We start from the raw sequence: 23,532 nt of genomic DNA, 5'->3' as shown, positions 1-23,532 counted from the left end.
GGCCGTAAAGGTACAAAAAAACGAAACCGTAATGTATTAATTTAATGAAATGTATAAACGCTCTATGTTAATTTTTGGTAATATACTCTTTGCTAATCTTTGAAAAGAACCATGAAATAGCAAATCCGAATAGAGAGGCTGTAAGGGCTACTATCAAGTAATTCTTGCCTACTATTTTTACAGGGAATGGCAATACTTCATTTGCTCTGAAGAATTCTGTGTAGAGTTGGAAATAGCATAAGGCAGTTCCAAGGATTAATCCGGTAATTACTCCGGAAACAACAATAAGAAGTCCGGTATAGAAATAGGTCATTCTAAGATGACTTAAAGGAAAACCTAATGATATAAGTGATTTTGCCTGTTCTTTTTTATCAAGTTGTAAAATAATGATGGCTCCGGCAAGATTGAAAGTGGTAATGAAGATGACCAATGCAAAGATCAGGTAGATAAACATCTTTTCAGTATTAATCATCTTCCAGAAAGCGGCATTCTCTTCTTCCTTGGTTTTTATTTCAATACCTTTTCCAAGAGAAGAAAGCAGGCTTTGCTTTACTGCATCTGCATTTTCCGGAGTTTTTAATTTAATAACAATTTGATAGGCCGACTTTTTTGGAAGGCTTAATAATTCCTCGGTAAGTTCAATAGGAGAGATGATATAATTATCTAGTTGATCTTTCCCCGGGAACACCCCAGTTACCAGAATATCCCTTTTATTGTAAATGTCTTCTTCTTTATTGATGATTCCCGTTCCGGCCTTTGGCATAAAGATCGTCGCATAGTGGTTGGAGGAATCAACCGGAATTGATAATCTGTTGTCCAGACTATTTTCCATCAGGACTTCATTAGAATACTTAAAGCTTGGATAAGTTCCGTAGAATACATCTTTATTGATGGGGTTTACCTTGGTATAAGCAGAATCTACTCCTCTTAAATAGGCAATATCCCCTTTTCCGTTAAAATTGATGTATACCTTTTCTTCAATAATACGGGAGTAGTTACTGATTTCTTTATTGTTGCTTAAAACCTTACCAACCTGATCAAAGTTTTTAATGGTTTTTCCTGATGCACTTTTTAAGGTTAGATCTGCATGAAGATTAGAAATAAGATCTTTATTCAAGTCTTCAAGACCTGAGAAAACGGAAATGATCACGAACATTGCAGCCACAGCAACCGTCATGGCACCTACTGCCAGCCACGTAATGAACGTAACAGCGGTACTGCCTTTTTTTGCCAAAAGGTATCTGGATGCTATGTAAAATGCAATATTCTTCAAGATCTACAAAACAGGATTGTCACCTTCGCCTCTTAATTCTCTTTCCAGTTTTTCAACATCATCAAGAGCAGTGTCAAGATAAAAGTTAAGTTGTGGTATAATACGTACCTGTTTTGCCATTTTCTGACCAAGGAAATTTCTGTATTGAGGCTTGTTTTCCTCTATTTCTTTCATTACAGCAGTACGGAATTCCTGTGGGAAAATGCTTAAATAAATTTTAGCAATACCCAAATCTGCCGTTACCTTTACATCTGAAACGGATACTAATATACTTTGCTTACTCTCTGAAGCCTGTTTACGGAAAAGCTCTGCGAAGTCTTCCTGAATAATTTGTGCTACTTTTCTTTGTCTGTTACTTTCCATAATTTATGCAAATTTAGTACTTTTGTTTGAATTGATACTTTGAAATTAAGCCGGAGTATCAAATTTACGATTTAATTATATTGATTACTATTTATGAAGCTAGAACATATTGGTATTGCCGTAAAGTCTTTGGGGATCTCTGATGAGCTTTTTACCAAATTATTAGGAAAAGAATCCTACAAAAAAGAAACTGTAGAAAGAGAGGGGGTGGTAACATCTTTTTATGAAACAGGAGAAAGTAAAATTGAGTTATTGGAAGCCAGTAATTCTGAAAGTCCGATCTCAAAATTCATCGAAAAAAAGGGTGAAGGGATCCATCATTTGGCTTTTGGAGTAGAAAATATTGTAGAGGAAGTAAAAAGATTAAAAAAAGAAGGATTTCAATTTATCTCTGAAGAACCTAAAGAAGGTGCTGATAACAAATTAGTTGTATTCCTGCATCCGAAGTCTACAAACGGTGTGCTGGTAGAACTTTGCCAAGAAAAGCAATAAAAAATTTTGTAGTGAAATAATTTTTACTATTTTTGCAAACACAAAATTTAACCAAGTTTTGAGGTCCTATAGCTCAGTTGGTTAGAGCACCTGACTCATAATCAGGTGGTCCCTGGTTCGAGCCCAGGTGGGACCACATAAAATCAACCACTTACAGTAACGTGAGTGGTTTTTTTTATATTTCTATGCCTGATCAGTATGCGCCAGCATCCATAGAGTTCTGGTTTTCATACATAAAATCAAAAAAGTATCATCAATAATAAAATCAATGAACCAATTGTTCCATGCAGTACCGGAACTCCAGCAAATTATGGACTGATACGTATAATCTTCATCAAAAAGTTCATCACAAAATTTCTGAGCCAGCTTCTTGCTATCATAAGTAGACCCTTTAAATTTGGAACGATAGGCTCCTCCGTAATAAAGTAATGTGGCGAGTATACCATCAATACAAAGGCCGTTAACCCTAGAAAAATTTGGTTGTTTATCAATTGGAGATGCCTTGGTAATTCCGGTGACAGGATCAATATACACCTTAAACTCATTCAATACGGGTTCTGACAGCAGAAAATAATCGTTGAAATTCATTTCACGAAGTAATCCACGTCCAAAATACCAGTCGAAAACATCATTTTCTTCAAATTGAAATCCTTTAAATAGTATCTGCCCACCAATGCTTTTCTTAAGTAAAGAGATAAAATCAAATTCTTTATCAATTACTTTAAACTTTACATTTGACCAGAAAAAATCAAGATCAATCATTTCGGGAATAAAATTATTATGAGCTTCAATGGGTTTCATTTTTTTTATTATTGATTTCTTATACAAAGTAAAATCAATATTACGCAGTCTTTTTGCGTAGAAATTCGCTCTTGTAAATTTTTGAATTTTAAAGAAAACATTGCATTAAACAATTGTTTAAAAAAGTGTAAGAATTTATTAAAATACTGTTAACAGCATTCTACAATAGATACTGTTGTTTTGCAGAAAAAATAATGATGGAAAACAACAACCAGATCAACAGAAGAAGGTTTCTCAAAAATTCACTATTGGCAGCAGGAGGAATCTTCATTGCTCCTTTAATTGAAAGTTGCAGTGATGATTTTACAGAGAACAGTAACGTCCCGAATGATCTTAAAAACGCAGGATTTGAATCTGGAGTAGCAAGTTTCGATCCTACATCAACGGGAGTTATTATCTGGACAAGGTATTCGGTAGGTACAGATGCTGAAATTATCTGGGAAATAAGCAGAAACAGTAACTTTTCTGAGGTGGTAAGAAAGGGACAAGCCAATGCCTCATCAGTCAATGATTTTACGATAGCAGTGGATGTACAAAACATTCCATCCAATACAAAATATTACTATAGATTTTATAATTATAAAACCAAGGAAAGCAGTGTAATAGGAGAGACACTTACATTGCCCTCCAAAACAGATTCTGTAAACGAGGTGAAAATGGCTGTGGTATCATGTTCCAACTTTCCTGCAGGGCTTTTCAATGTTTATGGGGCCATTGCTCAATCTGAAGCAGATGTAGTGGTGCACCTTGGTGACTATATTTATGAATATGCTCCTGGGCAGTATGGAACAAACCCTTACACCAATCAACTTGGCAGGGCCCATAAACCAGCAAAAGAAATCCTTAATCTTAGTGATTACCGAGAAAGATACAGGCAGTACCGAAGTGATAAAAACCTTCAGCTTCTTCACCAGAAAAAGCCTTTCATTTGTGTATGGGACGATCATGAATTTGCCAATGATACCTATAAATCCGGTGCAGAGAACCATCAGCCGAATGAGGGAGATTTCCAGACACGAAAAATGGCTGCATTTCAGGCATACAGTGAATATATTCCCTTGAAAACAGGGAAGGATTTAAGGATTTACAGAAGTTTTACTTTCGGAAATATTGTGTCTCTTTACATGATGGATACCAGAGTGATTGCAAGAGATAAACAAATGGAATATTCAGATTATCTGGATAGTGCAGGCAACTTTAATCAGGTACAGTTTAAAGCAGATTTTTTAAGTACAAACAGAAAACTAATTGGAAGTGAGCAAATGGCTTGGTTGGGATCTCAGATCAATTCCGATACTGCAAAATGGAAAGTATTGGGACAACAAATTCTAATGACAAAAATGATGGTTCCGGCAGAACTTCTAATGCTATTGAATCAGATTCTTGCAGAAATAAAACAGCATGGAAGTGCACAGCCCGCAACGATGCAGGCTCTTCAAACTACAATTACCCAATTGATTGTTCTTAAAACAAGATATAAGCAGCAGGATCCAACACTTACTCCGCAGGAAATTGCAAGAATTACAACCACCTTACCTTATAATTTAGATGCATGGGATGGATACTTTATGGAAAGAGAACAATTATATTCCATTCTGGCTGGGAAGAAAGTGGTAGTACTGGCTGGGGATACCCATAATGCATGGCTGGGAACACTTACTAATGCTCAGGGTAATTTTATTGGAACCGAATTGGCTTGCAGCTCTGTTTCCTCTCCCGGACTTGAGGGGTATCTTGGTATCTCTTCTGATCCTACCAAGGCAATAGAATTGGCTCAGGCATTTTCATTGCTTATAGATGACCTGGATTATGCAAACCTATATAAAAGAGGATATCTGCATGTAAAGTTTACCTCTGGAAGCTCTATGGCAGAATGGAGGTTTGTAGATAATGTAATCTCTGAAACCTATAACGTAACAACCGAAAAAACATATACAATCTCATAGTTTCAAAAAAACATATCTTATTTTCAATTTTGTATAAGAGCTGCAGTTACCCCTGTAGCTCTTTTTATTTTAACAATTTTTTTGTATCTTGAACATATGCAAGAGGATAAAGGAAAAGAGTTTTTACCGTTAGTTTCAAAGCCATGGTTCTTCATGACATGGGTGATCAGATTTTTCGCAGTACTTTTATTATTGGTGATGTTTTTGGTGATCTTAGCGTTGCCAGCTATCATTGGTGGGCAGTTAATATGGTTTATTATAGTAGGTGTGCTATATTATCCTGTTTTAGGATTTTTGCTTTACCGTTTTTTTCTTTATCAAAAAAAAATCAGAAAGAGAATCATCAAAAGAATTGTGGTTGATGACAAAGGGGTTCATTATGAAAGAGCAGATGGAACAATAGATGAGGTTCTTTATTGCAATTTAAAAGAATATTCCTTTTCAGATCAATATGATGTAGGTGTCAGCCCAAGAAATAAACAGTATATGCTGAAAGTGAATGATGGTGGCCATATAGCAGATGTAGATTTTGATGGAATGGATGCCGGCTACAGTTATTACTTTACCAATCTGAGCGCCTTGCGCAGAAGATATATCCAGGGAATTGTGTACTTCAGACCAGACTTGCGTATAAATCCTTTTGTTTTTGATGTATACTATATCAATCCTGTGGATTTTACTTTCGATTGGAAAACCTATTGGTCTACCCTACTGAAGGTAGGGGGAGTATTGGCTCTTTTAACTTTAGGGAGTGCTTTTTTACTGTATAAATTAGTGAGCTAGTCTCTATCATAAACTAAAGAACAATTTTTTGTATAATAGAATAAGATGTATCATCTTTCTGTATTTTAAACATCTTTTTAAAGTAAAAGACATTCTGATTCGTTCTGAAAATTAAAATCATATCCTTATATTTATTTTTCTATTAAGACTTATTAACCAAATAGAAACAGAGAACATTTCTCAAAAAAAATATATAATTTGGTTTAGAAATTAATCGAAAAAAACAAATGGTAGAAAATTTTATTTATTACTTGGGGTTGGTACTGGTGATTATTGGTGCCATTATGCTGGCCAATCGTTTAAAAGTGGCCTATCCCATTATCTTGGTTATTGCGGGTTTGCTCATCAGCTTTATTCCCGGTTTACCTACTCTAAAAATAGACCCGGAACTTATTTTTATTATTTTCTTGCCACCACTTTTGTATGAAGCTGCCTTTGCCGTTTCATGGAAAGAAATCTGGAAACTGAGGCGGATTATTACAAGCTTTGCTTTTATTGTCGTTTTTCTTACCGCAATATCTGTGGCTTTTATAGCCAATTCATTTATTCCAGGGTTTTCATTGGCTTTAGGTTTTGTACTGGGCGGAATAGTTTCTCCACCGGATGCTGTGAGTGCAGGGGCCATTTTAAAATTTGTAAAAGTTCCAAAAAATGCATCTACCGTTTTGGAAGGAGAAAGTTTGTTCAACGATGCTTCTTCGTTAATTATATTTCGGTTTGCAATGGTTGCCGTAGCTACCGGACAATTTGTATGGCAGGAAGCAGCTTTAAGTTTTGGCTGGATGGTATTTGGAGGCTTGGGAATAGGGGTTGTATTGGCTTTCATCTTTTTAAAAATTGAAAAAATATTTCCTACCGATGTCAATATGGATGCTATTCTCAGCCTGGTAGCTCCCTATGTAATGTATATCACAGCAGAAGAGGTACATGCTTCAGGGGTATTGGCCGTTGTAAGTGGCGGGTTGTTTCTTTCTGTAAGAAGACATGAAATTTTCAGAACATCAGAATCCAGATTAAGAGGATCTAATGTCTGGGAAAGCTTTGTATTTCTGATTAACGGAATCGTTTTTTTATTAATAGGATTGGATCTTCCTGAAATTATGGTAGGTTTAGATAAAGAAGGAATAAGTTTATCCGAAGCGGTCAGTTATGGTTTGCTGGTTACAGCAGTACTCATTGTTGTTCGTTTTTTCGCTTCATTTGGAGCCGTTCTCGTTACATTAATTATGCGAAATTTTATAGATGTAGCAGATAGAGATCCTGGTATGAAAGCCCCCATACTGATGGGCTGGACAGGGATGCGTGGGGTAGTTTCTCTGGCGGCCGCGTTATCTATTCCCGTAATAATGGAAAACGGGCAGCCTTTTCCACATCGTGACCTGATTCTCTTTATAACTTTTGTTGTGATTTTGGTTACGCTTATCGTTCAGGGATTGACTTTACCGGCATTGATTCAAAAACTTAATTTGTCAGATTCCAGCGGAGGGTATATCTCAGAAGAAGAATCAGAAAATTTCCTGCGTAAAGGGATGCGCCGTATAGCCATCAGCTACCTTAATGAAAATTATAAAGAAAGGAGAAATGAAAATGAGTATTTCAATAGGTTGATGGATCGTTGGGAGCAGGAAGACAGGGATGATTCCGTTCATAAGGTTCCGGATGAGGCCAAGGAGATTTACTTTGAAACTTTGGAGCAACAACGCATCTGGCTTCGGGAAGAAAACAGACGCAACCCGAATATAGACGAAGAATACATAAGACATTATTTAACAAGGCTGGATCTGGAAGAAGAAAGACTCAGGATGTAAAAAATACAAGAAATGAATTTAGTAAAACAACTCGGGCAGTTTCCCGATGATAAAAGAAAAGACTATTTCAGTACGCTTTCCAACTATGTCAACGGAAAGTTTCAGAATATACTCATTACTCCTCCTTTATTAGAGGGAGAAAGCATGACAAAGGCATTGCTTCACAGTCTCTGTAAAGTAGAAAATACTTCACCAAGAACGGCACTTCCATTTGCTATAACAGATCTCAAGAATCTAGCTCCGGAAGAGAATGTACTCATATGGTTCGGGCACAGTTCCTATTTTATTCAGATAGATGGTAAGAAGTTTCTGGTAGATCCTGTTTTCAGTGGAAATGCATCTCCTATGCCTGGATCCATCAAGGCATTTCAGGGAGCAGATTACTATAAACCGGAACATATGCCCGAGATAGATTTTCTGCTTATCTCTCACGATCATTGGGATCATTTGGACTATAAAACCGTTCAGGCTTTAAAGGATAAAGTTAATACTGTAATTTGTGGACTGGGAACCGGCCAGCACTTTGAATATTGGGGCTGGGAACCAGAAAAGATCATTGAGAAAAACTGGTGGGATAGTATAGATATTGCTGATGGTTTTAAAATTACACTTACACCGGCAAGACACTTTTCCGGAAGACTATTGAACCGAAATATCTCACTTTGGACCTCCTTTGTTTTGAAAACTCCCACCAAGAATTTCTTTTTAGGGGGAGACAGTGGTTATGGAAACCATTTTACAGAAATAGGAGAGAAATATGGCCCTTTCGATTTAGCAGTAATGGAATGTGGTCAGTACAATGAAAAGTGGCCCTACATCCACACCTTACCCGATCAGCTTATCGGGGAAGTACAGGAATTAAAAGCGAAAAATTTTATTCCGGTGCATCATTCAAAATTCAAATTGGCTCAGCATGCATGGTTTGAACCTCTAGAACTGGCCGCCAAAAATGCAGAAGAAAGCCGGCAGCCGATTACATTACCCATCATAGGTGAAAAAGTAAATTTGGATCAATTAGGGAAAACAATCTGGAAGAAATGGTGGGAAGATTATAAATAAGAATAAAAAAATTGATTAATAAAGATTCACACAAAATAAAACCTGCTCAATAATGGGCAGGTTTTCCTTATTATAAAAAAAATAATCACTACTGAGGCTCGTTATGACTTACCTTAGTATGGATGATGTCGTAAAATACTGCCGGATTTGTTGCATCAGGAGTAATTCTGTAGGTAAACGTAGTTTCGTTCAGAAGAAGAATATCCACAACACGGGTGAAAGTAACATTCCCATTATTATCTAAACCAACAAGGGTTCTTTTCTTTCCATCAGGAGAAATAGACCATGTTCCCTGGGATCTCAATACATCGTTTAATCCGAAGATTTTAAAAGTACCATTGGCTTTAAAGTAAGAATATCCTACATAACCGGCCACACTGGCATCATTTAGAGCAACGCTATTTCCGCTTTTATCCTTAGCTCCCGTAGTCTCCCATGGAGTAGAAGCCAATGTAAGCTGCCCGTTACTTGGTTCAGCATGAGAAGTCTTCGTATGGATAATGTCATAATAAATAGACGGATCAGCGGCATTAGGACGAATTCTGTAAGTGAATTCATTTTTGTTTAAAACCAGAATCTCAACATCACGGCTGAAAATGGTAGATCCATCCGGATTCAACGCTGCAATGGTTCTTGTTTTTCCCTGAGGATCTACAGACCATGTTCCTCTGGACCTTAATACATCCGTTAGGCTGTAAATAGCAAACTTTCCGTCTGCTTTGAAGTAAGCAAAACCTACATAACCAGCTACACTGGCATCAGCTAATGCTACATTATTACCGTTTTTGTCCTTGGCTCCGGTAGTTTCCCATGGAGTAGAAGACAGAACCTGTGAGGGAGTCTGCTGTTCAACAACAATTTCAGTATCATCATCATTAGAGCATGATATGAAAGAAGCAGATAAAAGAACTGCTGCAGACAGATAACATAGTTTTTTCAGTGTATTCATAAGGGTATTTTTTAAGTCTTTGCAAACTTATCCCGAATAAATATAAATGCGTTGTACAAAATATCTCTTTTGTTGTAAAATATATAACAGACAGTAGACAATATAGATAAAATGATATTACCACCCCGTTATCAGTAGATTTCTAGCCGCTTTCTCACTGCATTTCTGATATTTGGAATAGGCCAATGCAGCCCTGCTTCTAATTTGTTCCGCCGATTCATTATGGACGTATCCGGCTAATGCATCATGAAGAATATAGGCTTCCGGAGCCATAAGGTGACTGGTCCATACCAATGGATTGGCTTTGGTTTCCTTTAACAAAGGAGAGAAGAATTTTTTACTGTAACAGGCCAGAATAATGCAGTCCCGTTTTTTTTCATCCGTATTTTTAAAAGATTCCGACAACTGAAAATCCATCAATCCATCATGTCCTATATAAGAAACCAGACTTGAATTTCCGTAAATGCCAATCCTTGTATTATTAATCCGAAGAACATCTTTCATTTGCCCCGAGCTGCTATAGAAAAAATCCTTTGTACAGTTTTCGATATACCGTCCGTCATAGGCATCAGCCACCAGATAATAGTTCTTTTGGGTGACATGTTGAAAAACAAGCCTTTCCATCCTTATTGAATCCTTTTTTTCAGATTTTAAAAATTTCCAGTCCTTACTTTTTTTGAAATAAGTACGAACTCCATAGCCTGCTCCCCAATACAAATTTTGATCGGGATCCTGGCCATTTCCTATTTTTTCAGGAACAGGAACAATTCCCTGATATTTATTGTCGCACAAAGCTACAAGAACATGAATCGTTTTTGTATCCTTATTAAAGTTGTTAATATTCTTTAGTTTTTCCTTTGCTGAATTTCCAGATAAGCCAGCCTTACTTGGAGATCTTTCTTTACCCTTGTTTTCACAACCCATACAACATAATCCGAAAGAAAGTAACAGTAAGAAAATCGAAACTTGATTTTGAATCTTCATCATTCTGTACATTTTTCTTAAAAGTACAATAAACGATCATTATTTATCGAAGTTTTGGATGAAAATTTTCCAAAATAGATACTATTCAAACCGAAAAGAAATAGATTTTAAATGAACTTCTTTAACTCGTATTTTTATGGCTAAAATTAATCTCCACTTCATAACAAAACTCTATTTTTGAGTATGAATAACAGAAACCGCGGAAAAAATACAGGTGACGACAATTTATTCGGTTCAGAAAAACAGATCAGCAAGCTGAAACTGGCAGTTCAGGATATGCAGTATTTGTTAACAAAGGGATATGCAGAAAAGGCATCTTCCGAGCTTGTAGGAAATAGGTATAGATTAAAAACAAGACAGATACAGGCTTTAAGGGGAGCCTCAGCTTCAGATATACAAATTAAGGACAGAAAACTCAAACAATTAAGAACTTCTGATCTAAAGGGTAAAACCATTTATCTTGATGGCTTCAATGTCCTGATTTTATTAGAAAGCTTATTGTCTGAGGCCTATATTTTTGAGGGTGCTGATGGGTGTTTTCGCGATCTTTCCGGAGTTCATGGTACTTATAAAAGGGTGAACCAAACTTTAAAAGCAATAGAATTTATTGCAGGATTCTTTCAAAAAAATCTAGTGCAGAAATTGGTTTGGGTTTTTGATCAGCCCGTTTCCAACAGTGGAAGAATTAAACAGATTATTCTTGATTTTGCCGTGGAAAATAATTTTAATTGGGAAGCTGAGTTACAATATAATCCAGACAAATTTCTGGCAGAAAGTTCAGAAACAATCATTTCATCAGACGCATGGATATTAGATCATTGCAAAGAATGGTTCAATTTGATTGAGTATTTGGTTGAAGAAGAAAAACTACCCGTTAATCTGATCAAAACCCTATAAAAATGAGTTTATTTAGAAAATATATTCCCTTGATTTCCGAATCGTGGAAAGAGAAATATCAGGGTATTTTAGAAGATGAACATCTGAAAAGCTTAGAAGATAACATAAGGAAGTATAAAAATGATGCTTTAGAATGGGACTTGCCCTATTTTAACGAAGAAATAAAAATAAACAGATCCGATAGCTTCAATAAGCTGATCAATATCCTCGGGAGTACAGATTCTGATGAAGTTAAAGCACAACACCTGCAAGCCATTCCGTTTGAAGACTGGCTTATTGTTTTGGGACAAAGGCTTACTTCAGCGAGCATTCGTGATGAAAATGCAATTCCTCCTCTTCATAATGTATTAATGGATGCCTGTAAGGAACCTTTTAACAATGAAATTACGATTGCCCAACGAGCATGGGAAAAACATCACGGAAGAATGGATGATCATTTCTGGGGTGAAGTCAAAGGAAATAATCAACAAAAGCAGGAGAAAGTAATGCAGAAAATCCATTATATTCTTGAAAATAAAACATGGTGGAACGTCTTCTTTCATTATAAACACGGTCTTGTTTTTGAAGTAAGGGAAAAGAAAGGACATGGAATCCGCTGGAGTCATGGAGGAAAAAAACTGATTGGCTTTCTGGAAAAATTTATCAATGAATAATTTTACTACGTAAAAAGATTGCGCGATTAGTCCATAACTTTGCGACCATTAAAAATTACTAAGATCAACAGGGCAAGATCCCTATAAATTCTTCAGCGTTAATTGAAAATAATTTAACTTACGCTTTATAAAACCCAATCACATCCTATGAAATATATTTTACTTTCCGCTTTGGTTCTGTTTTCATGTAAAGGAAAAGAAGATAAGAAAACCATTGATAAAAAGGATTCAATAGCAGTTGTAAAAACCGATGAGGTTACACCGCAAGAAAATTTTGATATTCTTAAAGTTCTGCTGGATGAAGAAGTGGGCAAAGAAAAGCCTGAAGAAATAGACTATAAAAATTACACCGTTTCTTTCAAAAATGATGATAATCCATATACGGTAGCCTATCAGAAAATAGCTTCCGATGATTTTAATAATGATGGGATCATGGATTATATTGTGGAAAGGAACTCAGAGGGCATGTTGGCAGGAAATGCTAATACCAACTCAGAAATTCTATATATCATCACCGGAAAAGATCATAAAATTATTCAAAGACATGAAATACAGGCATCTGCTCCCTTTTCATACAATGTTGTGGACGGATTATCCTATGAAGGCGGAAAGTTGAAAGCTTCAGCAATGCAAAACTACCGTTCCTATAATAAACCTATAGACAGTCTGGAATCTACAGAACTCTCCTTTGTCTACAAGGATGGAAACGTTTACGAAGAATCCTATCTCACGAGCTGTGCCCTGGCAAAATGGAAAAATAAAAAGATCTTCAATTCCGCTACTGAACATCGAAGAAGTATAGAAAGACATAATTACACGGAAACAGTTGAGGACAAATACACATCAGACGGTTTTGAAGCTTCTGCGGAGCTTTCGGGATGTGACAATCTGGAGATTATTTTTGAAGGAAACTATAAAATAAAAGATATAAACCAGAAATCTATTGAAGAAAAGAGAAAACAGTTTCTGAGCTTTTTGGTTAAAAATACAAGTGTTCAGAAAGATCTTTCGATAATTCAGAACTATTATCTTACGCATCAGCCCTCTGAAGAATCTACTACTTTAGGAAATCTTTCATTCTATATTTTTACTCATAAAAATAAAGGAGAACTCAGCTTTCGACTGGTCATGACTGAAAATAATAATCCAAAACAAGAAGAAAACTGGGATATTGTAACCAGGAAAAAATAATATTTATAAACAAATTAAAAACAATGAATACATACATTGATATTGGCATTAACCTGACCAATAAACAGTTCTATAATGAACACGAAGAAATTATCAACCGAGCCCTCGACAATGGGGTAGACCATATGATTCTTACAGGAACAAGTGTTCGTGGAAGTAAGGAGTCTGCTGAAATTGCAGAAGAATATCCTGATATCTTATTTTCAACAGCAGGAATTCATCCTCATGACGCCAAGTCTTTTCATCATGAAAGCATCAACGAGTTGAGAAAACTACTGAAACAAGATCATGTAATTTCTGTTGGAGAATGCGGGCTTGATTTTGATCGAGACTTTTCGCCAAGGCCCATACAGGAAAAATGTTATAAAGCACAGTTAGAATTAGCAATGGAAGTAGATAAGCCTCTTTTTCTTCATGAAAGATCAGCTTTTAAAAGATTTAATGACATTACCGATGAATATCTTTCTAGTCTTCCGAAAGCTGTTGTTCACTGCTTTACCGGAACATTGGATGAAGCAAAAATATACTTGGATAAAGGCTTTTACTTAGGATTTACCGGAGCCATCAGTGATGAAAAAAGATTTAAACATTTGGAAGATGTTATTAAATATGTCCCTCTAGACAGAATGATGATTGAGACAGATGCTCCTTTCATGCTCCCGAAGAACATGCCAAGAATGCAGAACAGACGGAATGAACCCTCATTTTTGCCCTATGTAGCACAAACCATTGCCCACCTGAAGAAAATGAGTATTTCTGAGGTTGCAGATGAGACCACAGAAGTGGCCAGAAATTTTTTCAAGCTATAAAAAAGAGCTCTACTGGTAAAGTAAAGCTCTTTTTTTATAGCAAAATGCTAACATATTATTGAAAAGTGAGAGGTCAATACGCAAATCGCTTTTTCTCCCTTTTATTTTCTTATAAACTCTTAATTGCTGATTCTAAAGCCAGTTCCATCATTGGTTTCAGGGCCGTTTCTCTCTCGTCAGCAGAGATTTTCTCATGAGTTGGGATAATGTCAGTTACCGTAAGGATAGTAGCTGCATTTTTACCTAAATGTTGAGCATTGGCAAATAATCCGAAAGCTTCCATTTCTACTGCAGGGCAGTTATATTTTGTAGCAATCTCAGGAGTGTTAGGATCTTTTCTGTAGAAAATATCACTACTGTGGATATTGATTGCCTTAGCATTTAATGATAGCTCATTGGAAGTTTCATTGATGGTATTGAAAATATTTCCCTGGTGAGGAAGAATTTCATCTTCAATTCCCCATGCATACTTAGCATAAGTACTTTCGCTGGCAGCGTTTTCAATATTTAAAATATCAAAAAGCTTAAGATCAGTATTGTACGCTCCACAAGTTCCGATTCTGATGATTGTATCTACTTCATACTCTGTAAATAACTCAAAAGAATAAATTCCGATACTTGGGAAACCCATTCCACTAGCACCTACAGTGATCTCCTTACCTTTGTAAAGTCCTGTATAATAAAATATTCCTCTGGTTTTGCTTACCAGTTTTGCATTTTCTAAATAATTTTCAGCAATATACTGTGCACGAAGCGGATCCCCCGGCTGCAATACTACTTTGGCAATTTCTCCTTTTTTTGCACTGATGTGAATACTCATAATTTTATTTTGACTGGCACAAATATAATAACTTTTATATTGATCATATCATTGCAGGGATGGAAACAACTGTGCAATTTCAGTTTGATGGAATGCATAAAATATTATCAATAAATGCTTTAAACGTGATTGTATATGAAGTATGTTGAAAATGTCATATTCTGTAAAGTCAAAACTGAATATAGCCAATACAGAACAAGAATAGAATAATACAGAGCAGGTATCACGCGATGTGACCAGCTAATTTTGCTGCATTCAATGTTATTAAAATAAAAAAAATGAAAATAGAACATATCGCTATTTGGGTGAAAGATCTTGAAGTTTCCAGAGAATTTTATCAAAAGTATTTTGGAGCCATTTCCAATGAAAAATACCATAATCCTGTTAAAAACTTTGAATCCTATTTTTTAAGCTTTGACAATAGCTGCAGAATAGAAATAATGACCAAACCAGACCTTAGAAAAAGTGAAAACTCCTACCAGTTCCAGCAGTTGGGAATCATACATCTGGCATTTTCCGCAGGCAGTAAAGAAAAAGTGAACGAGATTACAGAGACTTTAAGAAAAGACGGATATACAGTGGCAGGAGAACCACGTACCACAGGAGACGGCTACTACGAAAGCGTAATCCTGGATCCGGAAAATAACATCATTGAAATTGTTGCCTAAAACAATATAAAGAGACCCTTTCAAAACCTTAGAGACTTCTTGCTTTAAGGTTTTTTTATTTTAAAAGTCTGTTTAAACTTAACCTCAAAAGTCACAAAAGGTTTTATTTTTTTTAACACTTTAGAAAGTGTAAGGAAATACTGCACAATTAAGTTCACATAAGATGAAAATCTTTGATTTTCAACAAAACTTGAGTGTCCTTCCTTGTACACAAAGTATATCACTTAAATAGCTTAAGTGTTTAAAAAGCTTTTGTATATCCTTTGTGGTTTAATAAAAAAGTTTAAACGGCTTTTAAAACTAAGAGATTAAGTATTTAATATCAAACTCTAAATTAAAATTTTATTCTAAACGAAATAGTTTTATTTTTGTTAGATGATGGAACCCAAATCACCGTTTTTGGATACGATCTTTCTACTCAGAAAGAATGAATGTATTACCCTTTTCTCAACCTTGCAGGAGATCTCTCCAAAAGAAGAGACAGAGGCGGGTGATTATTTTGAAACAGAATTTGAAAAAGAAAGACTTGAGTTTTTATCTGATCAATTAGTTTGTGATAAAACAGCAGCAGTTTGGGCGGCGAAAGTGCTTTATCATAGCGCTCAGCTATACCTCATAAGAGAAAACACCGCAAGAAGTCTTGAAGACCTCATCCCTGGGTTCAAAGGGACAAGAGGCATTTCCTCCCTATTGTCAGCAGATTTATCATTAAGGTTTTTACCCGAAGTACTTATTGCTTTGAACTCTATAGATCCCGAAGATGCTCTGATTGCGCTTCTTGAAGATATCCTCACAGACTTCCATTACTCAGGAATAGGATATGATCTTGACCTGAAACGAGTGAACTGGGAAGAAGAATTAAAAGACAGCACCTACCGGAAATTATATCTGGAAAGAATTGTTGACAAAAAAGATTACAGACTGGCGGAAATTCCGTTTATCAATAAACTGCTTATTGCAGAATTCGGAATGCATAAAGATGCATTTTGGAGAGAATTAAAAATAATAACCGAAGAAAATTAATGACTCAGAATATCAATAAACTCAATACCGTTCTCAACTACGTAAAAAATACTTTCGTAGGTAAAAATGATGTAGTAGACCTATTGGGAATCTGTCTTTTGGCAAGAGAAAATGCCTTTTTGTATGGTCCTCCGGGAACTGCAAAATCAGCCATTGTAAGAACACTGTCAAAAACAGTAAAAGATGGAAGGAATTTTGAATATTTACTAACCCGTTTTACAGAACCCAATGAGATTTTTGGTCCGTTTGACATCAGAAAATTAAAAGAAGGAGAACTTCTGACCAATACGGAAGGTATGATGCCGGAAGCCTCCTTGGTTTTTCTGGATGAGATCTTCAACGCCAATTCTGCTATACTGAACTCCTTGCTGATGGCATTGAACGAAAAGATTTTCAAAAGAGGAAAAGAAACAAAACATCTGCCGGCTTTAATGTTTGTGGGAGCAAGTAATGTTCTTCCTGAAGATGAAGCATTGAATGCATTATTTGACCGTTTTCTCGTGAGAATTAATGTAGATTATGTTAATCCTGAATTATTACAGCAAGTTCTTTTAGCAGGAAGAAAAATAGAAAACGAGGAAGAAACAGAGATTCCTGAGATACATGCCAATGAAATAAGAGAACTGCAAAATCTATGCAGAACAGTAGATCTTAGACCCATCTATGAAGTTTACCTGAACACCATCATGAGTTTACGGAATACAGGAATTGCTATTTCAGACCGTAGAGCAGTGAAGCTTCAGAATATTATTGCTGCAAGTGCCCTAATCTGTGGAAGAAACGAAGCCGTTCTTTCTGACCTTTGGGTCTTAAAACATATCTGGGATACAGAAGAACAAATAGAAATTCTTGAAGGAATCATCAATAGAATCATAGAGAAAGACGATCACCCAAAGTCTCACCCTCAGGCCATGCAGAATAAAACACCTAATCCGGAAGAGGTAATGAAGGATGTGAAGATTCTTGTGGATAAATGGAATGGGGGATCATTGAGCTTTGAAGAGCAAAATGTGATCAAGGATAAACTAAGATACTTACAAACACGCTGCGACTGGATCAGAAATCCTGAACAAAAACAATATATTCAGCAGGAAATTGAAAGCTTATGGCAGAAAATTCTTCAAACAATATAAAGGAATTTTGGGCAGAAATTCCCCGGAAAGATGAAGACGCTCTTGGATCTGTAAGAGATTGGAAGAATGTTCAGATTGCGGTGGATGATGAAACGATATGGCTCAAAGGGTTTACCGATGAACAGGCGGTTTCCTCGGAAATACATCAATTACCAAATTTTCTGCTGTATGAGCTGCGCGATGGTCTTTTATTTAAAAAAGGAGCATTGGTTCCTAGCAGAAAAATGACAACGGCTTTGCTTTGGATGTCTATCAATAAAGCATTACGCCTCAATTTTCCGATTTCTAACAATAACTATTTCGGTATTAATGAAAAAGTTAAGATTAGATTAAAGGAAAGTGAAGAAGAACATCCGGTAGTTGCTTTGCTGTGTAACCTGTCAGATATTAAAGACCGCATTGCAACAGTACCCAAATTCAGACTGGAAAAAATAAAATGGATTGTGATAGGGGAGAAAGCTCTTTTTTTCGGAACACCCCTATTAAGCCTGCCAGGAAAAACCTATTGGCTAAAAGACAACCATTTATTGCCGTCCGGTCTTGATTTTGAATTTAAAAACCTGAGTATACCTTTACAGGAAAAATATAATAAAGAATCAGACGGGTGGCTTCTATGGGATGAAAAGGGAAATTATATTTCACTTAAAGAAACTTATTTTCGGGATTTGTCCGTAAGCTCATTCCGTCTCACCGAAAAATCAAGAGAATGGAACTAAAGGCCTATTTCCAGTCCTATGAAAACTATTTCTGGGAATGGAAAACCGATGAAGATATTCCCGGAGATTCCGGATATAACGATAACAATCTCATTTCCGTACCAGGAGTGGGAGCTATTGCCTATAGGCCATATATTATTGAGATTTTAAAAGAACTTCAACCTCAGGGATTACCTCCGTTTGGAGCTTTGATGATGGTTTTATATGCCATGCAGGATGGATATATCAACTTTGCAGATCCCTTAAGATATACCACAAAACTTTATAGTGTTGGAAACTTTGAATTCAATGCTGAAAAAGAAATTGAATTCCTAGAAAAAATAAAAGCTCTTCCTCCCATCTACAAACAAAAACAGAATAAGATTATTCTCTTGCAGACTTTGTTTAAAAATGTACACAACAGAACATCTTCCACAACTGCCGAGGCAATTTTGAAAGTTTATTATAAACGTCCACAAGAGCTCGCCTTTAGTGCAGATAAACAGCATGCAGGGCCTTCTATTCTGAATAAAGATTTGGCAGCCATGAATCTCAACGAAAGGTTTCCAACCATGCAATCTATTATTGATGCAATGAAAGGGTTTATGGAAGAACCGGAACTGGATGATGAGGTTGTACAGGAAGAAGCAAGTGCAGATACAAACAAAGATTTTATCAGGGAACTCATAGAAGAACCAAAGACATTTCAGGTAGGAAGTCTTATCAAAAGAATTTGGAGCGGACTGAAGATCCCGATGCGACACCTCTCTCCTGGAGAACAGCCTATAGGAGGAATTTCTGATATGACCAACAAAGGAGATTTTAACAGAATGCTTTTGTCGGAATTTGCCAATGAAGATGAGGTATTCATGAATAGGGTAGCCAATAATGAAGCATTGTACGTTCAAAGAGAGATACCCCCTGAAGAAAATATCTTCGAAAGAATAATTCTGATTGATACTTCCCTTAGAAACTGGGGAACACCAAAAGTATTAGCATTTGCATCAGCTATTGCCGTGATCAAGCATCCAAAAGCACATTCTGAATGCCGGGTTTTTGCATTGGGGCAGGCCGGGGTTTCCATTTCCCTGAATAAAGTAGAAGATGTTGTTGAGAACCTTAATCAGGTGAGTCCAATTCTGGAAGCCTCAGAAGCTTTGGAGAAATTTTTTATTGAAGAGCATACTGAGAAAGATATAGAAGTATTCTTCATTACCCATGAGGAAAATATAGCAGATGAGAAAGTTCAAAAAGTCATTCATCAGAACAGAGACAGACTTAAATTTGTGGTGACCACCAGCTCAGAGGGAGAAATCAATTTTTATAAACATCATAAAGGAACAAGAAAACATATTCAGAAAATAAAACTTCCTCTTCAGGAATTGTGGGCAAATCCGCCACAACAAAAAACAGCAGGAATTAATTTGGATGGGAAGAAAACAGAACTTCCATTGAATTACCCGATTTTGTACCCAACACCCGTTAAAAAAATTGCCCAGTTTCTATATGAAGGTGAGTTTTTTATACTAAGCTCAAAAAAACAATTGCTGAAAACCTACCTTTCAGATAATTATTATGACAGACACTATTACGAATATTATAAAACCTATCATGGTTGTGAAATTTTGTTTGAAAATATCTCTATAAAGCCCACTGGAAAGTTTGCTTTAGCGAAAAATAAGCAGCAACATTTTATACTTTGCCAGTACCAGCCGGCTAAAAAATTAGTATCTAAGCTCAATTTGAATACTAAAGAATATTCTGAGCAAAATGTTACCGGATTAAATATTCCGGATTCTTACGAACTGATCTATTTTGGGAAGAACTTTTATCTTCATCAATTTGCCAATCCGTTATTATACAAAATAAATATTGAGGGAAATATCTCCATTGAAACAATTTCCGGAAAAGATAAAGAAATAGAAAAAAACAATACAAAAGCAGAAGCAGAAGTCGCTAAGTTGAGCCAAACCGGACTGAAAATTATCAACAGTTTTAATAAAATAGGAATTAACAATCAAAGAAATCTTGTTTTTTCAGGTTGTGAAATAAGCAGTGTATATGATAATACTTTGAGCTTGTATAAAAACAGATTTCAAATAAAAATTTTTGCAGAGCAGAACAAAAATAAATTTACCTTTCCCGATGGCAGTGAAGTTATTGCAGATTTCAGGGGTATGCTAACTTTTAGGAGCAGCAACAAAGGAATAGAAGAATTTTATATGCCGGCTACTTCATATGGTTTTCTTTCCCTTGCTACCTATACAGAATTTAGTGGACCAGAATATTATCTTCCCGAACACACGTTGCTGAAAGTAAGAACGATGGAAGAAATGTATTCCCAATACTTAAGACCATTTATAGATCAGATTTTGGATTATGGAGCTTAGAATTAAACCTTTCCCAAAAAATAATTACCCTAAAAGAGGGCTTTTAATCAAAGGCTCTTCACCTGCGATATGGCTTCAGGAAATGGAAACGCTTGGCATCATTCTTGGGAATGTAAAATCCTATGCTGTTCCCGCAGATCTTCCCAATGTATTGTACGGATGCTTTCTTATTTTTAAGGACCATGCCCCACAGGAAATTGGTAAGAATACTTATTTTCAATGTGTGGATAATAAATTTTTTATTCCTGAAAACACCATATTTTACCCGAAAATAAATCCCGAAGACTGGGAGCAGATAACTTCAGATTTTCTTATTATGCATCCTGAGTTTGGATTGGTAAAACTATCAGAACAAATAGATTGGACTGCATTAATTCTGGAGCCGGGAAACACTAATGAAACCGTCAGAAAACCACAGAATGGGGTTGCAATTCCTCAGCAGATAGAAAGCTATACGGTTGAAATGGATGATGAGAAAATGCTTGAAGCATTACAAAAACCTCAAACCGAAGAAGAATGGATGAATAACCTGCCTTTTGATATGAAAAAAGTAATGGCAGGAAACAAAAAAGAGATTGAAAAATATTTAAAATACATTGAGAAATATCCCGAAAGAGCTGTAGAATTAGGAGTTCCTTTAGATATTATGGGGATCTCAAGAGGCGATGGATCTGGAAAATTTACCTGGTTGGAAGGATTGTTCGGTGGAAGCTCTGGCGATAAGCAGGAAAGTAGAGGTACCCGAAATTTCCGTAGAATATTCTGGGCTGTTATTGTAATCGCTATTGTCTTAAAAATAGCGCTCCCATCAGATAAAAAAGAATCTGAACAAGAAGAAAATGTTACGTCCTCAGGAAAAATTGTAACTGATGCTGTAAAAGCACCCTCAGATATGATAGCCTTTCAGTCGGGGATCACTGAAATAGATCAGAAAATTGATTCCATTTACCAACAGAAAAGAAAAGGGCTGTCCAACGAGCTTCTTAATGCAGGAATGCTGGAGGGGCAAACAGAAAAGGCAAAAGAGGAATATAAAAAGAAAGGAGGGAGAAATGTAAGTGAAATAGGACATGATATTCAAAAACTGAATAGTAAGGAACAACAAAGCAGGGATTCCCTCAAAACAATTTATAAAAAGAAAATAACCCAACATATTGAAAAAAGAAGCGAAAACCTGAAACGTAAAATTTCAGACTCTCTTAAACAATATACCAAAGGAAAACCTGTAAACGGGGATGTTGTAAAATACCTTTTAAAGAAAAAACAGGTATTGATGGAAGACTCTTTAGGAAAACTTTACGGAACTCTTGATCTTGCAGATATGCAGCCGCCATCACCCATAAAAGATTCAAAAGTAAAGGGAATTGAGTCAGGGGATAGTCAATTGAAGAAAGATACCCCTATTTCAGATATTCTGTACATGGTGATTCTGATGATTGCAGCAGTAGGACTATACTCTTTCCTATTTAAAAATAAATCTCTGAATCTTGGAGGAGATAATGTACCTACTTGGGTAAAATTCCTTTTGACAGCAATACTTGTAGCCATGCTGGTATATCTGTTCTATCCTTTAGTAAAGATGTTTGGATACAACTGGTTTGTATGGATTCTCGTATTTTGTGTGATCTTACTTCTCTACCGTTTATTTCGGGACGACAAAACCATTTTAAATTCCGAAGATGATGAATAAACAGAAATTTATAGACAAATTTATGGCTGCCTTTGTGCTGTTGGCCATGTTCAAGATCATCGGAATTGTTGCTCAGCTTTTCCATGAAAGCTTCTGGAGTGTTGTCGGAACTTTAATTATTTTTCTGATTGTAGCCTTTATAATTCTTATGGTAATTGTCACATTGAAAGATAAAGAACAAAACGAGCGGAAATCCGGAAAGAAAGGAGCCGCCGGAGGAAATTTCTACCTGGAAACTTCATTGTTTGACAGGATCAGAAGTAAATACGAAGAGCTTGCTGAAAAATACATAGCAGAAAAAGATTATAAAAAAGCAGCAAAAGTCTATATGAACCTGCTTCAGGACAATTACAGAGGTGCAAAAACATTAGAAAATGGAGGGTTTTATAACGAAGCAGCTGCAGTATACCTTAAAAAATTAAAAAATAAATCTGATGCCGCTACCTGCTATGAAAAAGCAAAGCAATACAAAAAAGCAATAGATCTTTACAAGGAAATGGAGCAGAAAGAAAAAGTAGGAGATCTTTATAAAGAAATCAATGATCCTAAAAATGCCCATGCCTATTACCAAATGGTTGCAGATGATTATACAACCAATAAACAGATGGTAAAGGCTTCCCTCGTCTATCGTAAAAAAATGGAAAAAACAGACGAAGCGCAAAAGATATTGCTAAAAGGTTGGGAAGAAGACAAAGATGTATTCAACTGCCTGAATAACTATTTTGCCAATATTTTTGATATCAAAAAACTGGAAACAGAAATACAGGATCTGTATGCAAAAACTCCGGCCTACAAAAAGATCATCTATCTTGATGCTCTAAAACATGAATTTAAAAAAGATCCGAAACTACATGCCACTACCAGAAATATAGCCTATGAGATCATAGCTGAAAAAGTAGGAACCCGCTCAGAAATTATAAATGAATTGAAATATTTTAATCCTGATGATGAGGTGATTCTGAAAGATATTTCGAGATTTAAAACAGGACGTAATAAAATGTTTAGAAATTAAAACTCAGAATTGTTGTTCAACCTTAAAATGAGAACGATTTGAATCTTCAGTTTCTGCTTTATCAAAGTAGTTTTAAAGGTAAACTATTCCCCT

Annotated in this window: 22 protein-coding genes and 1 tRNA gene; 17 read left to right on the top strand and 6 right to left on the bottom strand. The window is 35.9% G+C overall.

Going from position 1 to position 23,532, the window contains the following annotated elements; all coding sequences use genetic code 11:
* Window positions 1-67: 67 nt before the first annotated feature.
* Window positions 68-1,273 carry an ABC transporter permease gene (locus C7D53_RS15670; protein WP_106917359.1) on the bottom strand — a complete coding sequence of 402 codons (1,206 nt, stop codon included), beginning with the start codon at window positions 1,271-1,273 and terminating at the stop codon, window positions 68-70.
* Window positions 1,274-1,276: 3 nt separating this feature from the next.
* Window positions 1,277-1,636, bottom strand: coding sequence for a 30S ribosome-binding factor RbfA (gene rbfA / locus C7D53_RS15665; RefSeq protein WP_106917358.1), 360 nt, complete (start codon window positions 1,634-1,636; stop codon window positions 1,277-1,279).
* Window positions 1,637-1,729: 93 nt separating this feature from the next.
* Here rbfA and mce point away from each other — a divergent pair, with 93 nt between their 5' ends.
* Complete coding sequence (mce, locus tag C7D53_RS15660) at window positions 1,730-2,128, top strand: methylmalonyl-CoA epimerase (protein ID WP_106917357.1); 399 nt, start codon at window positions 1,730-1,732, stop codon at window positions 2,126-2,128.
* Window positions 2,129-2,190: 62 nt separating this feature from the next.
* Window positions 2,191-2,264: transfer RNA gene (locus tag C7D53_RS15655), tRNA-Ile, on the top strand.
* Between the two features lie 47 nt (window positions 2,265-2,311).
* Here the strand turns inward: C7D53_RS15655 and C7D53_RS15650 are convergent.
* The gene (locus C7D53_RS15650) at window positions 2,312-2,929 is read right to left on the bottom strand and encodes a hypothetical protein (protein ID WP_106917356.1); all 618 of its coding nucleotides are present in this window, start codon (window positions 2,927-2,929) and stop codon (window positions 2,312-2,314) included.
* A gap of 194 nt (window positions 2,930-3,123) precedes the next feature.
* On the opposite strand from C7D53_RS15650, the gene C7D53_RS15645 reads away from it, so the two are divergent.
* From C7D53_RS15645 to C7D53_RS15630, 4 genes are all read left to right on the top strand, one after another.
* Window positions 3,124-4,875, top strand: coding sequence for an alkaline phosphatase D family protein (locus tag C7D53_RS15645; RefSeq protein ID WP_106917355.1), 1,752 nt, complete (start codon window positions 3,124-3,126; stop codon window positions 4,873-4,875).
* 96 nt (window positions 4,876-4,971) lie between these two features.
* A complete protein-coding gene (locus tag C7D53_RS15640) occupies window positions 4,972-5,658 on the top strand; it encodes a hypothetical protein (protein WP_106917354.1) in 687 nt (228 codons plus the stop codon).
* 227 nt (window positions 5,659-5,885) lie between these two features.
* Window positions 5,886-7,466 (top strand): Na+/H+ antiporter, encoded by a 1,581-nt coding sequence (locus tag C7D53_RS15635; protein ID WP_106917353.1) that lies wholly within the window; start codon window positions 5,886-5,888, stop codon window positions 7,464-7,466.
* A gap of 12 nt (window positions 7,467-7,478) precedes the next feature.
* Window positions 7,479-8,525, top strand: coding sequence for an MBL fold metallo-hydrolase (locus C7D53_RS15630; RefSeq protein WP_106917352.1), 1,047 nt, complete (start codon window positions 7,479-7,481; stop codon window positions 8,523-8,525).
* A gap of 88 nt (window positions 8,526-8,613) precedes the next feature.
* On the opposite strand, the gene C7D53_RS20990 is transcribed toward C7D53_RS15630, so the two are convergent.
* Together C7D53_RS20990 and C7D53_RS15620 are read right to left on the bottom strand one after the other, a co-directional pair.
* Complete coding sequence (locus C7D53_RS20990) at window positions 8,614-9,474, bottom strand: DUF4822 domain-containing protein (protein WP_162926198.1); 861 nt, start codon at window positions 9,472-9,474, stop codon at window positions 8,614-8,616.
* 117 nt (window positions 9,475-9,591) lie between these two features.
* Window positions 9,592-10,461: a hypothetical protein gene (locus C7D53_RS15620; RefSeq protein WP_228422384.1), complete on the bottom strand. Its 870-nt coding sequence runs from the start codon at window positions 10,459-10,461 to the stop codon at window positions 9,592-9,594.
* Window positions 10,462-10,641: 180 nt separating this feature from the next.
* On the opposite strand from C7D53_RS15620, the gene C7D53_RS15615 reads away from it, so the two are divergent.
* The 4 genes from C7D53_RS15615 to C7D53_RS15600 all read left to right on the top strand — a co-directional run bounded on the left by C7D53_RS15615 (window position 10,642) and on the right by C7D53_RS15600 (window position 14,008).
* Entirely contained in the window at window positions 10,642-11,355 is a 714-nt protein-coding gene (locus tag C7D53_RS15615) for a DUF434 domain-containing protein (RefSeq protein ID WP_106917351.1), read from the top strand.
* A gap of 2 nt (window positions 11,356-11,357) precedes the next feature.
* A complete protein-coding gene (locus tag C7D53_RS15610) occupies window positions 11,358-12,008 on the top strand; it encodes a hypothetical protein (RefSeq protein ID WP_106917350.1) in 651 nt (216 codons plus the stop codon).
* A 147-nt stretch (window positions 12,009-12,155) separates the two neighbouring features.
* The gene (locus tag C7D53_RS15605; protein WP_106917349.1) at window positions 12,156-13,199 is read left to right on the top strand and encodes a hypothetical protein; all 1,044 of its coding nucleotides are present in this window, start codon (window positions 12,156-12,158) and stop codon (window positions 13,197-13,199) included.
* 23 nt (window positions 13,200-13,222) lie between these two features.
* Window positions 13,223-14,008, top strand: a complete 786-nt coding sequence (locus C7D53_RS15600) for a TatD family hydrolase (RefSeq protein ID WP_106917348.1) — start codon at window positions 13,223-13,225, stop codon at window positions 14,006-14,008.
* A gap of 109 nt (window positions 14,009-14,117) precedes the next feature.
* Here C7D53_RS15600 and deoD read toward each other — a convergent pair whose 3' ends face one another.
* Window positions 14,118-14,828 carry a purine-nucleoside phosphorylase gene (gene deoD, locus C7D53_RS15595; protein ID WP_106917347.1) on the bottom strand — a complete coding sequence of 237 codons (711 nt, stop codon included), beginning with the start codon at window positions 14,826-14,828 and terminating at the stop codon, window positions 14,118-14,120.
* A 278-nt stretch (window positions 14,829-15,106) separates the two neighbouring features.
* On the opposite strand from deoD, the gene C7D53_RS15590 reads away from it, so the two are divergent.
* The 7 genes from C7D53_RS15590 to C7D53_RS15560 all read left to right on the top strand — a co-directional run bounded on the left by C7D53_RS15590 (window position 15,107) and on the right by C7D53_RS15560 (window position 23,439).
* Complete coding sequence (locus tag C7D53_RS15590) at window positions 15,107-15,496, top strand: VOC family protein (RefSeq protein WP_106917346.1); 390 nt, start codon at window positions 15,107-15,109, stop codon at window positions 15,494-15,496.
* A gap of 375 nt (window positions 15,497-15,871) precedes the next feature.
* Window positions 15,872-16,519 carry a hypothetical protein gene (locus C7D53_RS15585; protein ID WP_228422382.1) on the top strand — a complete coding sequence of 216 codons (648 nt, stop codon included), beginning with the start codon at window positions 15,872-15,874 and terminating at the stop codon, window positions 16,517-16,519.
* Window positions 16,483-17,652 (top strand): AAA family ATPase, encoded by a 1,170-nt coding sequence (locus C7D53_RS15580; protein ID WP_228422380.1) that lies wholly within the window; start codon window positions 16,483-16,485, stop codon window positions 17,650-17,652. The genes C7D53_RS15585 and C7D53_RS15580 overlap by 37 nt, the downstream gene beginning before the upstream one ends.
* Window positions 17,625-18,368, top strand: a complete 744-nt coding sequence (locus C7D53_RS15575; protein WP_106917344.1) for a hypothetical protein — start codon at window positions 17,625-17,627, stop codon at window positions 18,366-18,368. The genes C7D53_RS15580 and C7D53_RS15575 overlap by 28 nt, the downstream gene beginning before the upstream one ends.
* Window positions 18,359-20,737, top strand: coding sequence for a hypothetical protein (locus tag C7D53_RS15570; RefSeq protein ID WP_106917343.1), 2,379 nt, complete (start codon window positions 18,359-18,361; stop codon window positions 20,735-20,737). The genes C7D53_RS15575 and C7D53_RS15570 overlap by 10 nt, the downstream gene beginning before the upstream one ends.
* Window positions 20,727-22,427: a hypothetical protein gene (locus C7D53_RS15565; RefSeq protein WP_106917342.1), complete on the top strand. Its 1,701-nt coding sequence runs from the start codon at window positions 20,727-20,729 to the stop codon at window positions 22,425-22,427. Before C7D53_RS15570 ends, C7D53_RS15565 begins: the two co-directional genes overlap by 11 nt.
* Complete coding sequence (locus tag C7D53_RS15560; RefSeq protein ID WP_228422378.1) at window positions 22,417-23,439, top strand: tetratricopeptide repeat protein; 1,023 nt, start codon at window positions 22,417-22,419, stop codon at window positions 23,437-23,439. Before C7D53_RS15565 ends, C7D53_RS15560 begins: the two co-directional genes overlap by 11 nt.
* The last annotated feature ends 93 nt before the right edge of the window (window positions 23,440-23,532 follow it).

This window comes from Chryseobacterium aurantiacum, assembly GCF_003020585.1.
Lineage (GTDB): Bacteria > Bacteroidota > Bacteroidia > Flavobacteriales > Weeksellaceae > Chryseobacterium > Chryseobacterium aurantiacum.
This window is presented reverse-complemented; position numbering and strand designations above follow the sequence as displayed.